Annotated in this window: 13 protein-coding genes; 11 read left to right on the top strand and 2 right to left on the bottom strand. The window is 32.7% G+C overall.

Features of this window, described 5'->3' with window-relative positions:
* Nucleotides 1-8 precede the first annotated feature (8 nt).
* From infB to X929_RS09455, 3 genes are all read left to right on the top strand, one after another.
* Nucleotides 9-2,111, top strand: coding sequence for a translation initiation factor IF-2 (infB, locus tag X929_RS09465; protein WP_103067767.1), 2,103 nt, complete (start codon nucleotides 9-11; stop codon nucleotides 2,109-2,111).
* 42 nt (nucleotides 2,112-2,153) lie between these two features.
* The gene (gene aroH / locus X929_RS09460; RefSeq protein ID WP_103067766.1) at nucleotides 2,154-2,510 is read left to right on the top strand and encodes a chorismate mutase; all 357 of its coding nucleotides are present in this window, start codon (nucleotides 2,154-2,156) and stop codon (nucleotides 2,508-2,510) included.
* A 328-nt stretch (nucleotides 2,511-2,838) separates the two neighbouring features.
* Nucleotides 2,839-3,543, top strand: a complete 705-nt coding sequence (locus X929_RS09455) for a YjjG family noncanonical pyrimidine nucleotidase (RefSeq protein ID WP_103067765.1) — start codon at nucleotides 2,839-2,841, stop codon at nucleotides 3,541-3,543.
* A gap of 2 nt (nucleotides 3,544-3,545) precedes the next feature.
* Here X929_RS09455 and X929_RS09450 read toward each other — a convergent pair whose 3' ends face one another.
* Nucleotides 3,546-4,856, bottom strand: a complete 1,311-nt coding sequence (locus X929_RS09450) for an alpha-amylase family glycosyl hydrolase (RefSeq protein ID WP_103067764.1) — start codon at nucleotides 4,854-4,856, stop codon at nucleotides 3,546-3,548.
* 183 nt (nucleotides 4,857-5,039) lie between these two features.
* On the opposite strand from X929_RS09450, the gene X929_RS09445 reads away from it, so the two are divergent.
* From X929_RS09445 to gcvH, 8 genes are all read left to right on the top strand, one after another.
* A complete protein-coding gene (locus X929_RS09445) occupies nucleotides 5,040-6,521 on the top strand; it encodes a B12-binding domain-containing radical SAM protein (RefSeq protein ID WP_103067763.1) in 1,482 nt (493 codons plus the stop codon).
* A gap of 13 nt (nucleotides 6,522-6,534) precedes the next feature.
* Entirely contained in the window at nucleotides 6,535-7,734 is a 1,200-nt protein-coding gene (locus tag X929_RS09440) for a TolB family protein (protein WP_103067762.1), read from the top strand.
* A 36-nt stretch (nucleotides 7,735-7,770) separates the two neighbouring features.
* Nucleotides 7,771-8,790, top strand: a complete 1,020-nt coding sequence (locus X929_RS09435; RefSeq protein ID WP_103067761.1) for an alpha/beta hydrolase — start codon at nucleotides 7,771-7,773, stop codon at nucleotides 8,788-8,790.
* The gene (locus X929_RS09430; protein WP_103067760.1) at nucleotides 8,783-9,838 is read left to right on the top strand and encodes a dienelactone hydrolase family protein; all 1,056 of its coding nucleotides are present in this window, start codon (nucleotides 8,783-8,785) and stop codon (nucleotides 9,836-9,838) included. The genes X929_RS09435 and X929_RS09430 overlap by 8 nt, the downstream gene beginning before the upstream one ends.
* A gap of 293 nt (nucleotides 9,839-10,131) precedes the next feature.
* Entirely contained in the window at nucleotides 10,132-11,421 is a 1,290-nt protein-coding gene (locus X929_RS09425; RefSeq protein ID WP_169925030.1) for an amidohydrolase family protein, read from the top strand.
* Between the two features lie 76 nt (nucleotides 11,422-11,497).
* The gene (locus X929_RS09420; protein WP_103067758.1) at nucleotides 11,498-13,498 is read left to right on the top strand and encodes a S9 family peptidase; all 2,001 of its coding nucleotides are present in this window, start codon (nucleotides 11,498-11,500) and stop codon (nucleotides 13,496-13,498) included.
* A 44-nt stretch (nucleotides 13,499-13,542) separates the two neighbouring features.
* Entirely contained in the window at nucleotides 13,543-14,139 is a 597-nt protein-coding gene (locus X929_RS09415; RefSeq protein ID WP_012208096.1) for an ECF transporter S component, read from the top strand.
* A 103-nt stretch (nucleotides 14,140-14,242) separates the two neighbouring features.
* Nucleotides 14,243-14,593: a glycine cleavage system protein GcvH gene (gcvH, locus tag X929_RS09410; RefSeq protein ID WP_012208095.1), complete on the top strand. Its 351-nt coding sequence runs from the start codon at nucleotides 14,243-14,245 to the stop codon at nucleotides 14,591-14,593.
* A gap of 30 nt (nucleotides 14,594-14,623) precedes the next feature.
* Here gcvH and X929_RS09405 read toward each other — a convergent pair whose 3' ends face one another.
* On the bottom strand, nucleotides 14,624-15,802 hold the full coding sequence (locus tag X929_RS09405; RefSeq protein WP_103067757.1) for a ComEC/Rec2 family competence protein: 1,179 nt from the start codon (nucleotides 15,800-15,802) through the stop codon (nucleotides 14,624-14,626).
* Nucleotides 15,803-15,897 lie beyond the last annotated feature (95 nt).

Here is a 15,897-nt window from a genome sequence, read left to right as displayed (position 1 = left end):
GTTTATAGGTGTCGAAGACCCGAATATATGAAGTTGCAAAGGAGTTGGGAATGAACTCTAAAGAATTAATGGAATTTTTAGAAAAGGAATTAAATATTTCTGTCAAAAGTCATATGAGTACTATAGAAGAAGAAACTGTGCAAGTTATCAAGGATCTTATTGAAGAAGAAAGGCAAACTAAAAAAGAAGTAAAAAAACAAAAAGAACCTTCAAAAGAGAAAAGTAAATCTTTAGAACAAGTAAAAGTCACGGAAAAACCAAAAGAAGAACCTGTTGAAGAAAAGCTTTTAAGAGAGGTTACTATACCTTCCCACGATTTAACGCTTGATATTTTAGCAAAAGAAATTGGATTGGAACAAAACGAAATTATAAAAGACATGTTTATGAAAGGCATAGTATTAAAACCTGGCCAGAAACTAGATAAAAACCTGGCAGAAAATATTGCTATGAGCTATAACGTTATATTGAATTTCGAAATTGAAAAAAAGGAAACAGAAGAAGGAAAAGAACAAGATATAGAAGCCATCCTTGCCAAAAAATGGAACGATATTTATGAAAAAGAGAAAGACAAATTGGCTCCACGCCCTCCGGTTGTCACTATTATGGGACACGTTGATCATGGGAAAACAACCTTGTTAGACAAAATTAGAAATACCCACGTCGCTGATAAAGAAGAAGGCGGTATTACTCAATCTATAGGTGCTTACCAGATAGAGTACAACGGCCAAAGGATTACTTTTATTGATACCCCTGGCCACGAAGCATTTACAGAAATGAGAGCCAGAGGAGCTCAAGTAACTGATATAGTTGTTCTTATCATTGCGGCAGATGATGGTGTAATGCCTCAAACAATAGAAGCTTATAATCATGCAAAAAGTGCCAACGTTCCTATAATAGTGGCTATAAATAAAATTGATAAACCTAATGCCAATGTTGAATTAACAAAACAACAGATGGTTTCTAAACTCAATCTTATTCCGGAAGATTGGGGAGGAGATACAATAACAGTTCTTGTTTCAGCAAAAACAGGCGAAGGAATCGATGAATTGTTGGAAATGATTCTCCTAGAATCTGAAATGCAGGAGATAAGATGTATTCCCGATGGAAAAGCTAGAGCAGTAATAATTGAAAGTCGCGTTGATAAAGCTATGGGCCCTTTGGGAACCGTTATTGTTAAAGACGGAATATTGAAAGTTGGAGATGACTTTATCTCGGGTTCTACTTATGGCAGAGTCAGAAGATTGATAAATGACAAAGGAGAAAGTTTAATAAGAGCCGTTCCTTCCACCCCTGTTCAAGTTTTGGGGTTTAACGATGTTCCAAACACACATTCTATTTTATACGTTATTGATTCAAAAGAAGAAGCCAGAGGGCTAGCAGAAAAAATAAAAGAAAAAGAAGAAGAAAAAACTAAAGGTCCAGCCAAAAGGCACGTGAGGCTTGAAGATATTATGCAAAAAATGGAAGAGGAAGAAAAAAAGAAATTAAATATTTTATTAAAAGCCAGTACTTATGGAGAAATAGAGGCTTTAAGAAATGCTATACAAAAGTTCGAAAATCCAGAAATAAATATAGAAATTATACATGCCGGAATAGGGCCGGTAAGTACAAGCGACATAATGTTAGCTTCCGCTTCTGATGCAATTGTTCTAGGTTTTAGAGTAAAGGCCGATTCAAAGGCATTAAAAATGGCAGAAGCTGAAGGAATAGAAGTTAGAAGATATAACATTATATTTGAATTGATAGACGATATAAAGAAGGCTTTAGAAGGTATGTTAGAACCGATTCAAAAGGAAGAACTTACTGGAAATGGAGTAATTAAAGAAGAGTTCAAGATAAAAGGTGTAGGGAAAATTGCTGGTGTTCAAATAAATGAAGGTTATGTCCAAAGAGATGGCGGAGTTAGAATTTATAGGAATGGCGGTTTGGTTGCCGATGTAAAAATTAAGAGTTTGAAACATTATAAAGATGAAGTTAAATCAATTGAAGCACCTAAAGAATGTGGAATTCAATTTGAGAATTTCGAAGATTTTTCTAAGGGTGATGAATTAGAGTTTTATAAACATGTTTTTGTTAAACGAGAATTGGGTTTGGAACAAAAAACTAAATAATTATTAAGTGTTTTGATGAGAGTAAATGGGGGATATGATAATATGAGTTTTGAATATAAGATCGTAGGAATTAGGGGAGCAACTTCTTTATCCGAAGATCATCCGATTGCATTAACTGAAAATGTTTTAGAACTATGGAACGAAATAATGGATAAAAACGATATATCGCGTATAATATCGGTGATATTTTCTGTTACACCTGACATAAAAAGTCTCAATCCAGCCACCATCCTACGAGAGAAATTAGATCTGAATAACGTTCCTTTTATGTGTTTAGAAGAAGCTTCCTTTAATGATTCTAGAGAAAAAATAATAAGGGTGCTGATTATTTGTGAAAGCAGCACCCAAAATTTTGTTTACCTACATGAGGCAAAGAATTTAAGAACCAAAAAAGAATGATCCTTTTCATATTTCAGTTTGAGAGTTTATTAAATCTAAAATCATGCTTTTTGATTTGACAACTTGTAAGTAAATTTAGGATGAACTCAGGTATTAACGAATTCAGCTTCTATTATTATATTAGAGACTCTTATATCAGTTTTATCCAAAAATCTTTCTTGCCGTTAGTTTAGTTGAATATTCAACATCCACCCCTCTTAATTAAATCATTCACGAAAAAAACTAAATAAAGATTTGTTTATTTGTTTTGAATGGATTGAGTTTAATGCTATAATTAAAAAGAGGCTTTTTCGATAATTTTTTTGGTTGAACGAGAGAGGTGAAATATTTGAAAGGCCAAATAAAAATGATCTACTTTGATTTAGACCATACACTTTGGGATTTTGAAAGTAATTCGCAGGAAGCATTGAAGATGGTTTATCAAAAGTACAATCACATTTTTCGTGAGATATCCTTAAATAGGTTTGTGGAATCGTACAAAAAAATAAATAAACGATTGTGGGAAATGTATAGAAAAAAAGAAATCGGTCAAGTAGAACTAAAGCTTCTTCGATTTGAAATTACCTTAAATGCCTTAAAAATAAAGCATAGAGAAGATTTGATAGAAGAGATGAATAATACTTACCTAGAAATCTTATCGAAGCAAAAACTTCTCGTTGATGGTGCAATGGAAACTTTGGAATATTTGAAAGATAAGTATGAATTGGGAATTTTGACAAATGGCTTTAGAAAAACTCAAATTGTTAAAATGAAAAGTTCGGGAATATATGACTATTTTAGTATTTTAGTTAGTTCAGAAGATGTCGGTTTTCCGAAACCCGATGAAAGGATTTTTAATTATGCCATTTTAATGTCTAAAAAGTCTAAAGATGAAATTATTTACGTTGGTGATGATCTTGAAAATGACATCCTACCGGCAATAAAATGTGGAATTGATGCCATCTGGTTTAAAAATCATGAGGAATCTCTTCAAATCCAAGAAAAGGATGTTCTCGCTATATCCAAGCTTATAGAGCTGAAAAATATACTTTAAATTCATTGAAGGTAATAAATGCCTTTTTTTAATTTCAAAACTTTTGTATCTCTAATTAGGTCAAAATATTCTTTATCTAATTGATACTCTTGTTCTCCAGTATAAATTAGTACTTTTATCTCATCATAAGCCGCTTGCTTTTCAAAAATTAGTAAGTTTTCTTCTGAAGTATTTAGTTCGTAACTCCCTGATGAAAGAGAGAGATGAACTTTCCTTAAATTAATAAGGTTCTTACAATAATTGAAGGTTTGTTTCTCTAGATCTGACCAATCTTCTTTGAATTTCATCGCAACTCTTCCACTTTCGTGAAAATTTTGAATTGTTGGGTCTCCTTTTAAAGCTATCTCATTGCCATATTCTAGCATCACATTTCCTGTAAGAGTCATTAATAAACCAAGCGCGATGTAAAACGTTTCTATATCTTGGCATATATCTACGAACCTTGGAAGATCGTGATTTTCTATAAAATAAGTTAGCTGGAACTCCTTTTCATTTAATTGGTTTGATAATACTATTTGATTATATAAATCGAGTAACGACCCATTTTTCTTTCCTAAAACTTCTTTAATTGTATCGTATGTAGCAAAATCAAACAGACTGGTAAAACGTTGAGCATCTTCTCCTTTGAACTTTTTAAGGAGATTAAAATTTTTTATCTTATCTCCCTCGTCTTCCCATACTTCACCTAAAATTACCACATCTTTTTTTATTTTTTTCATCCTTGTAGAAAATTCCTCTAAAAAGTTTAATGGCAAGCCTAAGGCATGATCCAATCTAAATCCGTCTAATTCAAAGTTTTTTAGCCAATACTCTCCAACTCTTATTAAAAATTCTCTTGTCTCTTTATCATCTAGATTCCAAAACAAAAAGGATCTTTGCCATCTTTCTTCTTGAGGTGAACGGGGAGATTCAGTTTTAACGTTCAAATCTTTAGGGATGGAATTAAAATCAAACTCCTTTGAGGCATGGTTAAGTACTAGATCGATAATAACTTTTATTCCTCTTTTATGAGCATCTTCAATAAGCTTTGTAAAGATAGCTTTAGCTTCTTCTTCGGAATTGTAACTTATGTTTTCCGAAATAGAAAAATAATTGGTAATATCGTACCCATGAGTGGTTTTACTCTTAAAAATAGGTCCGAGATATATCAAATCTATCCCAAGCTCTTTTAAATAGTCTAATTCTTTAATGACACCTTGAAGATCTCCATCTATTGCATTTTTTTCGTAATAGCGATAACTCTCCTTTGGAAAATCATTTGTTAATTCTCCATTTTTATAAAATTTTATTAGAATGTGGTATCCTAAAAACATAAAATTCCTCCCATAGTTTACTTCTGGTTATTTTACCACTCTTTTTTTAAAGAAATGAAAACGTTTCCTAAAGATATTCACTTTTTTTACTTTTAAAATTTAAAATTAAAAAATGTGGTATAATTAAATTATAAATGGATCGTTAGCCCCGTTGCAATAAAGCACCTAGAAGGAGGGGTAACTATGAACATACTTTTGGTTTATCCCGCTTATCCTGAAACATTTTGGAGTTTCAAACACGCGCTGAAATTTATTTCCAAACGCGCTGCATTGCCGCCTTTGGGTTTGATTACAATAGCTTCTTATCTACCCGAAGAATGGAACATCAGGTTGGTGGATATGAATTGTGAAAAATTAAAAAAAGAAGATATTTTAAATTCAGATTATGTTTTTATAAGCGCCATGGCTGTTCAAAGAGAGTCTGCTATAAAAGTGATCAAACAATGTAACGACTGTGGTAAACCTATAGTTGCCGGTGGTCCTCTTTTTACAATGGAACCCGACACATTTCAAAATACTGTTGACCATTTTGTTCTTGGAGAAGCGGAAGAATTAATGGATGAGTTGGTTGAAGATATAAAAAATAACAAATTAAAAAGATATTATGCAAAACCTAATTTTTGCAATATTGAAACTACGCCTGTTCCCAGGTGGGATCTGTTAAATCTCAAATGGTATGGGTCCATGAGCATCCAGTATTCTAGAGGTTGCCCTTATAATTGTGAATTTTGCGATATTGCCGCCTTGAATGGTAGAAAACCCAGAACTAAGACAAGCGTACAGTTGATTCAAGAACTTCAATCTTTGTACGATGCAGGGTGGAGGCGTTCTGTTTTCTTTGTAGACGATAATTTTATCTCAAATAAATCAAAATTAAAAAAAGATGTGTTACCCGCAATAATACAGTGGCAAAAAGCTCATGGTTACCCGTTTTCTTTTTATACCGAAGTGTCTGTAGATTTTTCTAATGATGATCAACTCATGGACTTGATGTTCAAAGCGGGTTTTGACAGAGTTTTTATTGGCTTAGAAACCCCTGATCCGGATAGTCTACGAGAAGCTAATAAGTATCAAAATATTAAGCAAAATCTTGAAGAGTCTATCAAAAAAATTCAAAGTTTTGGTTTTGAAATTCAGGGAGGATTTATTGTCGGTTTTGACAGTGATAAGCCCACAATTTTCGATAAGCAATTCGAGTTTATTCAGAAAAACGGCATAGTTACCGCCATGGTTGGCATTTTAAATGCACCAAGGGGAAGTGAATTATACTCAAGATTACTCAAGGAAAATAGGTTACGGGGAGAAATAAGTGGAAACAATGTGGATATCAATACGAATATAATTCCAAAGATGAACTTGGAATTCCTAATCAAAAATTACAAAAATCTTGTTGCTAAGCTTTATCAGCCCAAAAACTATTATGATCGTTTGAAGAAATTTTTGGTTAATTATAAAGTACCTGGATTCTCCAAGGCTAAGATAGGTTTTCAAGAAATTAGTGCTTTTATTAAATCCATCTTTATTTTAGGGATTGTTGGTAAAGAAAGAAAACAATATTGGAAAATGTTTTTTTGGAGTTTGCTTAAGAAACCTAAAGCTTTTCCAAAAATGATTTCTCTTTCAATTTACGGCTATCATTTCAGGAAAATTGCAGAAAATTTATAAGGTGAGAAAAGATATGATAAAAAAAATACTTTTGGTCTCTGCATTTGTTTTCATTACGTTGGGCTCTTTTTCTGCAAATCTATCAAAAGATAATATGATTATAAATTTAAACGATAATACATGGATTACAAAGCAAGTTGCAGAAAAAATAAAAAGTATTGGAAGTTATATGTATAATATAAACATAAAAGATGCGATGTCTAACTCAATAAATATTAGTGAATATGACGTGACAATGAACATATTTACAAATACTAAGGAAAATATTACAATTGCTTTTGGATACTTTGATGGTGGGGGTTTTTCCTACTCAGAAGAATCTGGTGAAACTGCTGATTGGGTAGATAAGTTTGCCGTAAAAGCTCTGGAAACATTGTCTTTTCAAAGATTTTTGTATGGAGAAAATTGGGACGTTTTACAGATCACTTTTTGGAAAGGGGTAGATGAATACCCTGTTTTTCAAAATAACAAATTATATCTTGTAAGCGATAGATATATAGGGAACAGGGAAATTTATATTTTTGACTTTGAAGAAGGTACAGAAGAGAAGATCCCATTGGAGTATTCTGCTGAATATTTTCCAGATGTTTCTCCAAACAATGAGTATTTAGCTTTCCAAACGACATTGTTTGGTAAATGGGATGTTGTATTGTATAATTTACAAACTCAGCAGATTCAAAAGATAAGTCCACCCGAGAAGAATGCTTATTCACCATATTTTTATGACAACACCTTGGTTCTATTCACTATGGATGAAGATGGTGGCCAGTGGACGGAAGTTTGGGTCTACGATTTATACTACGATGAACTTGAGAAAATAACAGAATCAAAGGATCTTATGAAATTTAGGCCCGCTAAATGGGATGGTAACAAAATCAGTTTTTATGGTGTGGACCATCAAACGGCGAATATGAATGTTTATTTTGTTGACGAGGAAAATAATATCTCACCGTTAATATCACAACCAAATAATCAAACCGATAATTGGTCAAATGGTTCGGAGCTTCTTGTATTCTCTGAGTTTAATGGAAGCTATTTTAGTATATATGAATACAATGAAGGAGAAAAGATTAATTTATCAGGTATGTTAACAAATGACTGTTTCTATCCAACATATACACCGGACAAAAAATATGTTTTTTTTACAAATTATTATTCTGAGTCTGATATTTTTGTGATAAACAGAGAAAAAATTAAGACGAACAAACCATAAAACTCTATTGGAGTGATTTGAATAATTAGCGAAAAGGTGAAGAAAGAAGTTTCTGACAAAAGTGAGTATAAAAAAATCTTTAAGATTTTTGGAATAATTCTGTTGTTTTTTCTCTTTTTCTGGAATGCTTTGATAACTTTTTTTCTAATAATTCTGTTAAACGTAAAAACAATTAAGAAATCTGTGTTTGGGAATCTTCCGTTGGAAGTTAAGAAAGGTTCCTATACTGATGCAATTACTGTAGAGTATAAAAAAGACAAGATACCTTTGAAATTAGATGTATACTATCCTTCTAAGGTAAAAAGCAAATATCCCGTAGTTTTTTTTGCTCATGGTGGAGGTTGGATAACAGGAAGTAGGAAGTTATCAAGCGTTACCGCATGGGCCAAATTTTTAGCGAGTAGAGGATTCGCCGTTGTTGCGATAGATTACAGGTATGGTTATTTCAACAAATATGAAGAATTGATAGAGGATTACAACGATGCCTTAAATTATATAAAAGATCATAGTGAAGAATTGTATTTAGACAAAGAAAATATTGTGTTGATGGGGACTTCAGCAGGTGGAACATTGTCCCTTTACTATGCAGCATATCACTCTTACTATAATCATTTAGAAAAAATGAAAGGGATAAAAGGAGTGGTAGCTTGGTATGCTCCATCAGACCTTCTAGATCTCTGGAGTAAGCAAGTTGATTCACTTTTTGCCCAGTTTGCAGTTACAACAACAATGAAAGGTACCCCTAAAAGAAAATTTGAAGAATATAAGTTATATTCACCTATAAATTATATATCTGAAAGAATGGCTCCAACATTGCTAGTGCATGGGGAGAAAGATGATACTGTCCCTGTGACGACTTCGATAAAGTTAAATAAGAAGATAAAAGAATGTGGGGTACCTTCTACCTTATTAATTCATCCAAAAGGGAAGCATTCTTTTGAATTAGAATTAAAAGATGTTTTAACCCAGAAGTTTGTTGAAAAAACGGTGAGTTTCATTAGAAAAGTCTGTCAAAATACTGAAACTGATGATAAATTAGAGAAAATAGCTGTATAGAAGTAAAAATCTAAAAGAAGGAGGAGGGAAACATACGACACAAAGGGATTTTAAAATAGATTTTAGTTATGCAAAACAAAATATTGAATTTACTCAGGCCTTCATAAATAAAGGCAGAAATTATAGAGAATCATTAATAAAATTTAATTCCTTATACAAATATAATAAAAAAGGTACCGAAACTAATGAAATCTATCTTTTTGAACCCCGAGGAAAGGCTTTGGGTGTTGCTTTGATACTTCATGGTTTGGGAACTAAAAACATTACCTATATCTTAAAAATGGGGCGATATTTTTCCAAATTAGGCATAAGGGCTGTAGTACCATTATTACCCGACAATTATACCAGAACATCTAACGGATCTATGAGTGGTAAAAATTATTTTTCTGCCGATATTTATACAACCTTGAACACCTGGGAACATGCGGTTGTTGACGTATTAAGTATCATAGATTTTTTGAAAGCGAACGCGCTTTGGCACGAGCGAAACTTCATGATAGGATACTGCCTTGGGGGCATGGTATCTGTTATCGCTAACGCTTTAAATCCTGAAATAAAGCACAATTTCATTATAGCCAGTGGTGGAAACATGGCTGAACTTATATGGGAATCACCTACATTGGAATTTACAAGAAGGGAATTGCTTAAAAAGAAAGACCAAATAGCTTATTTAAGCGATAGAGAAAGGCTAAGAAAGACCTTTCAAAACGATTTAAAGAGGATAGGAGAGTTTAAGAACATTCAAGAGTTTTTAAATTCAGATATACATCCATTGATGAAGGTTGATCCTGCAGCCTATGCCAAATTTTTAAACAGAGAAAAGGTAACATTCTTAGAAGCAGCTTTTGATAAAACCTTACCAAAAAACACAAGAAAGGTTCTATGGGAAAACTTAGGAAGACCTAGAAAGGTGACGGTCCCCATTGATCATATTACCTGGCTACCTTTTCAAAGGTTAATATCAAATATTATAATTAACGAAATGAGGTTCGAAGAAATTAAATACCGTTTCGCTAATTTAGGATATTTGGCTATTTTATCAAAGTGAAGTGATATTTCTTCATCAATTTTAACTTAGAAAATTCATGTTCATAGCGAGATATAAAAAATAAAGGCGTCGAAATTGAACGCCTTCATTTTTTCTTTTACCCTGCAATTTCTACATTTTACTTAGTTTACAATTTCTTCAGAGTAAAGATGACATTTCACTTCTCTTTAGTCAATTATGTCGATAAATCTTAAAAATCGAAACTTGCATTTAATTTAAAAAATAAAAAAAGATTAGTGGTAAAATATTGAAATAAGGTAGAAACATTGACTTAAAAAGGGGGAAATTGAATTTTGTTTAAACTCAGTAGAAATGGTAAGTTTAAATTTGTAAGCACTAAACACAACAAGCAGATATTCGTTACTCCGTTGATAACAGATTCACATTTACATATATTGGGATTGGGAGAAAAGTTATCTCAACCAACTTTGGAGAAAAAGAAACTATCTGAAATTAAAAGTATCATAGAAGAAATTGTCAGTAAAAGACCGTATAAAATTGTTTTAAGAGGTTGGACCGAAGAATTTGCAAATCCTAATAAATATTTTTTGGATTCAATAAACAGAGAAATCCCTATCATGCTGGTTAGAAGATGTGGACATTTTGCGGTTGTTAATTCAAAGGTTTTTGAGAGTATTGATTTTTCAGATTCAAGTAATTACGTGGATTTTGAAGAAGGAAAAATCAAAGAAAGTGCTATCGATAAATTTTATAAAACTTTTGGCCCTTTCACAGACGTGAAAAATAATTACGAAACCTCAAAGAAGTATCTAAAAAATAAAGGTTATGGTTTTGTGCATTCAGATGATTTACATGGTATTTATAAAGATAACTTGCCGTTTGTACATGATAATGAGTTTTTTGTATATGAAAAAGTTGCTATTAAGGATTATAATGAGCTTTCAAAATATTATGAATCAGGGTATTTTAAAGAATTCAAATGTGTTAAAATATATTTGGATGGTTCCCTAGGAGCACGAACAGCTTTGTTGCTTAATAAGTACAACGATTTTGATACGTACGGGGAAAAATTATGGGAAGATGCTGAGCTAACTTCCGTCGTTGAGTTTTGTGAAGACAATGGGCTTCATTTAGCTGCTCATGCTATAGGAGATGGGGCTATAGAACAAATTTTACGAGTTTTTGAAAAGGTCAATCCTAAATTAAGGCATAGAATAATTCATGCTATAGTGCTTAGATCTAATCAAATAGAAAGAATTAAAAAAAATAATCTTATTGTAGATATACAACCTCAATTCATAGAATCCGATAAGGTTTTTATTGAAGATAGATTGGGTGAAAGGGTAAAAGATGCCTTTAGATTTTATGATTTATACAGTTCACAAGTGCCTCTTTTTATTTCATCAGATGCCCCAGTTGAAGAACCAGATTGGTTGAGAGATATTAAAAGGTTGAGAGAAATAGGTATCCCTTATAATTACTCTTTGTATCAGCTTACCTATGGTCCAGAAATTATAGACAACGTTGATAGGCAAGAAAGTATGGAAAGTAACGCTTTAATATTTCAAAATGATCCTTTTGTTGAAATATCTCAACCAAAGATCTATCAAACTGAAAATTAGGTTTTGATTTTAAAAAAGTTTAAGTATTAGAGTTTCTAATGACAGTAATAATTATATTTTGCGAGGAGGTTGCATAATGGAGAAGTTAGCTTTAGAGGATTTTACAAAGTACAAATTTATATCGAACACTAAATTTTCACCGGATGGTAAAAACTTAGCTTTTGTTGTCTCTGAGATGGATGTAGATGAAAACAAGTATCTATCAAACATATGGCTTTACAATGTTGATAATAAAACGATCAACAAGCTCACCACTTTCAATCAAGAAAGTTCTTATCTATGGTTAGACAATGAAAATATCATCTTTTCAACGGTGAGAGAAGAAAAAGATAAAAAGAGAAAGGAAAAAGGAGAACCTTTTACAATTTATTATATAATAAACATCAAAGGAGGAGAGGCTCAAAAATATTTTGAACTTCCGTTCTTTGCATCAGATATCGAACCCATATCTAAAGATAAGTTTGTTGTAACTGGTATTTACGATCCGAAATATAAGAATTTGGAGAGCCTTTCAAAGGAAGAAAAAGAAAAGGAATTGGATAAGCTCAAAGAAGAAAAAGATTACGAAGTTTTAGATGAAATACCTTTCTGGTCGAATGGGAGGGGATTTACCAACAAGAAAAGGAATAGATTATACATTTATACGTTAAAAGATAAAAAAATTACCCCAATAACGGATGAATTGACAAACGTAGAAGGTTTTAAATTGAATAAAGGAAAAGATTTAATGCTTTTTATTTCCAATACTTTTAAAGATAAAATGGAAATAAGATCCGATCTTTATTTATACGACTTAAAGAAAGAAAGTTTTGAAAAATTAACTCACGAAGACCCTTTCAATTACGTATATGCAGACTTTCTCAAGGAGAAAATAATCTTCTTAGGTTCCAACATGAAAGAGTACGGAATCAACGAAAACCCCAAGTTTTATTTGATGGATTTACAAACAAAAGAAGTAAAACAAATTCAAACTGATTTTGATTATAGTACTTGGAGTTCTGTAGGCTCTGATTGTAGATATGGTTCTAATAGTGAATTCAAAGTGGAGAACGATTACCTTTATTTTGAAACCACAGAGTATGGAAATTCTTTCATAAATAGAATAGATGAGAAGGGCAAGAGAGAAAAATTGACAACACAAAGCGGATCCGTTGATGGTTTTGATGTATTTAAAGATCGTATCATCTTTGTGGGGATGAGAGATGTTAAACTTCAAGAACTATACGAATTAGCAGGCAATGAAGAGAGACAACTAACTACTTTCAATGAATGGATAATGAAAGAAAAAACTTTATCTAAGCCAGAAAGAATAACCTTTCTCGGTAAAGGTGAAATAGAAATTGAAGGATGGGTTATGAAACCTGTTAATTTTGAAGAGAACAAGAAATACCCCGCAATCTTAGATATTCATGGTGGCCCAAAAACCGTTTATGGTGGAGATGTTTTTTTCCATGAAATGCAGTATTGGGCAAATGAGGGTTATGTTGTTATGTTTTGTAATCCCCGAGGAAGTGATGGAAGAGGGGATGAGTTTGCAGATATCAGAGGAAAGTATGGAACAATAGACTATGAAGACATAATGGACTTTGTTGATAAAGTATTGGAAAAGTTCTCTTTCATAGACGAAAATAGAATAGGGGTAACAGGTGGTTCTTATGGTGGTTATATGACCAACTGGGTAATTGGACATACTGATAGGTTCAAGGCTGCCGTTTCTCAAAGAAGTATAGCAAATTGGATTTCCAAGTTTGGCACTACCGATATCGGTTACTATTTCGTTGAAGATCAACAAGCAGCCACTCCCTGGAGTGATTATGAAAAGTTATGGTTCCACTCACCTATGAAATACGCAGATAACGTTAAAACTCCAACTCTTTTTATACATTCGGAAGAAGATTACCGTTGTTGGTTGGCTGAAGGATTGCAGATGTTCACTTCACTCAAATACAATGGCGTGGAATCAAAATTGGTTATGTTCAGAGGAGAAAATCATGAGTTGAGCAGAAGTGGAAAACCAAAACATCGAGTAAGAAGATTAAAAGAGATTACCGCGTGGTTTGACAATTATTTAAAATAGTTAAATGTATGTAGCTAACTTTTCACATTAAAAGGAGAAAAAGCATGAGATCAAAAACCAAACGCTTGGTAACTATATCGTTGTTATCTGGTATTTCTTTTGTTCTAGGATTTACTCCATTGGGATTTATCCCTATTCCTCCAGCGAATGCAACAACTATGCATATTCCAGTTATAATTGGGGCAATATTGGAGGGACCTATTGCAGGAATGGTTATAGGTTTGATATTTGGCGTATCTAGTATAATTCAAGCACTTTTAAGGCCAAACATATTGTCTTTTGCTTTTGTTAATCCTTTAGTTTCTGTTCTACCAAGAATATTGATTGGTTTAGTTTCATATTATTCATACAGGTTAGTATTTGAACTTTTCTCGAGTAATAAAGAAAAAGTTTCAAAATGGAGAGATAGCGTATCTATTGGTGTAAGTGCTGCTTTAGGAACTTTTACTAACACCGCAGGTGTTTTAGGTATGATGTATCTCTTATTTGCCGACAGGATAGCTACCGCTATGGGAGTAGCAAGGGAAGCCGTAGGTGGGGTAGTGTTGGCTATAGGCCTAACAAACGGTATTCCAGAGATCATAATAGCGATTTTAATAACTGTTGGGGTAATCAGAGCGGTAAAAAAGGCAGGCTATTGATTATCTCATCATTTGGGTGGGATGCGGGGGAAGGGCGCTATAGCAACTTTTTTGATTTCTATAGACAACAAAAATTACAAATTAAAAGGAGGAGTCAAGTATTATGAAGAAATACACAGCTACCCACGAATATGTAACAATAGAAGGAAACATTGCAACTGTTGGGATTTCTGCGAAGGCTGCTGAAGAATTAGGTGATGTAACCTACGTTGAATTACCAGAAGTTGGAAAAGAAGTGAAAAAAGGCGAAGTCCTGTGCACCATAGAATCTGTGAAGTCAGCTGAAGATATTTATGTACCTTTAAGTGGAAAAATCGTTGAAGTCAACAATGATCTTGAAGACCAGCCGGAAATAATAAACGAAGACGCCGAAAATAAAGGATGGATTGTAAAAATTGAATTTTCTGATCAATCAGAGATTGAAGACCTTTTGGATGAAGAAACTCCAATGTAGACAAGTATAATTCAAAATTAAGGGCCCTTATTAAATTGGGGTCCTTTTTTCTTTAACTTGAAGAAGCCAGATATAAAGCAAAAAGATAAAGCTCCATAGAAATAGCGGAATAAATAAAGAATTAAATTCAATTGGCTCCCAAAAGGTAAAAAGATTTACGAAGTTTTTTATTGACAAAGCAAAAAAAGTTGAAAAAGAATGAACAAAATTGAAAGGCAATAATATTGAAAGAACGCTACATAAGATTAGTAATGAAATAGCAGGGGTTAGAATAGGTGTTATGAAAAGTCCAATCAAAGAAATCTCTCCAAAGTGTATCAGAGCTATAGGAAATATACCGACGTATGCCGCTATAGGAACAGATAAGGATCTAAAATATTGATTTTCTATATGGTTCATTGAAAATAAAATCATAAAAGTTGCTGCATAACTCATTTGGAAACTAACGTTCATAAGATTATTGGGGAAGAACAAAAGGTTGAGATATCCTATTAATCCTAAGATGTTGAAAGAGCTAACAGGAACGTCGAAAAGTCTGAATAAGTTTAAAGTGACTAAAAGCGATACAGCCCGTACAGAACTTGGGGTGAATCCGGTAAAAACCAAATAAAAAGTGATAATAGTGGAGTATAAGATGAGTCTTAAATTCCTTTTCAAGATAAAAAAGTTGAGAAAGAAGCTGATCATCGAGTAAATTATGTACACGTGCATACCTGAAACGGCAAATAGATGCAAAGTCCCTGTTTTTTGAAATACCTCTTTATCCCGTATATTACCCATAAAAGAGCTCGTCAATATATCAAGTGCCTCGGTATTTTGAATGTTTTCAGACAATCTATTGGTTGCAAGATCTTTTATCTTCATAATCGAATTGTTGTTGGCGGGAGCCATATATTCAGCTCTAAGAAAATCGTTTTCAATGGTTCCGTATATGTAGACGTTTTTGCCCGTAGTGATGGGAACCGTGCTGAATTCACCGTAGTAAAATTTATAATAATTCCTGTATTTCTGCCATTGATTTTCATAATAGATTTTTTTTGAAAATACCGTATAATAATTTCCTCTTTTGTCTATAATTTTCCCTAAAATACCTACTTCTGAATTGAGATTGATGGGAATGTATAACAAGCCAGGAAACAACAAGACACCGATTAAAAAGACTTTTAATTTATCTTTCTCAAAGAGTTTTAAAAGAAGAAGAAGAAACAAAAAATAGCCTATTAATACTGCGGCTTTATTCAAGTAGGAAAGTACTAATAACAAAGAAAAGGCAATGAATAATTCAATAAAAAAGGGGAAGGTAA

The sequence above is a fragment of the Petrotoga olearia DSM 13574 genome (assembly GCF_002895525.1).
In the GTDB taxonomy this organism is placed as follows: Bacteria; Thermotogota; Thermotogae; order Petrotogales; family Petrotogaceae; genus Petrotoga; species Petrotoga olearia.
The sequence above is the reverse complement of the archived record's forward strand: the minus strand, read 5'-3'. Positions and strand labels throughout refer to the sequence as shown.

Excerpts from the sequence above, each read along its gene's own strand:
- aroH (WP_103067766.1), top strand. The coding sequence starts at position 2,154 with ATGAGTTTTGAATATAAGATCGTAGGAATTAGGGGAGCAACTTCTTTA.
- X929_RS09450 (WP_103067764.1), bottom strand. The coding sequence starts at position 4,856 with ATGTTTTTAGGATACCACATTCTAATAAAATTTTATAAAAATGGAGAA.
- X929_RS09445 (WP_103067763.1), top strand. The coding sequence starts at position 5,040 with ATGAACATACTTTTGGTTTATCCCGCTTATCCTGAAACATTTTGGAGT.
- X929_RS09440 (WP_103067762.1), top strand. The coding sequence starts at position 6,535 with ATGATAAAAAAAATACTTTTGGTCTCTGCATTTGTTTTCATTACGTTG.
- X929_RS09420 (WP_103067758.1), top strand. The coding sequence starts at position 11,498 with ATGGAGAAGTTAGCTTTAGAGGATTTTACAAAGTACAAATTTATATCG.
- X929_RS09415 (WP_012208096.1), top strand. The coding sequence starts at position 13,543 with ATGAGATCAAAAACCAAACGCTTGGTAACTATATCGTTGTTATCTGGT.
- gcvH (WP_012208095.1), top strand. The coding sequence starts at position 14,243 with ATGAAGAAATACACAGCTACCCACGAATATGTAACAATAGAAGGAAAC.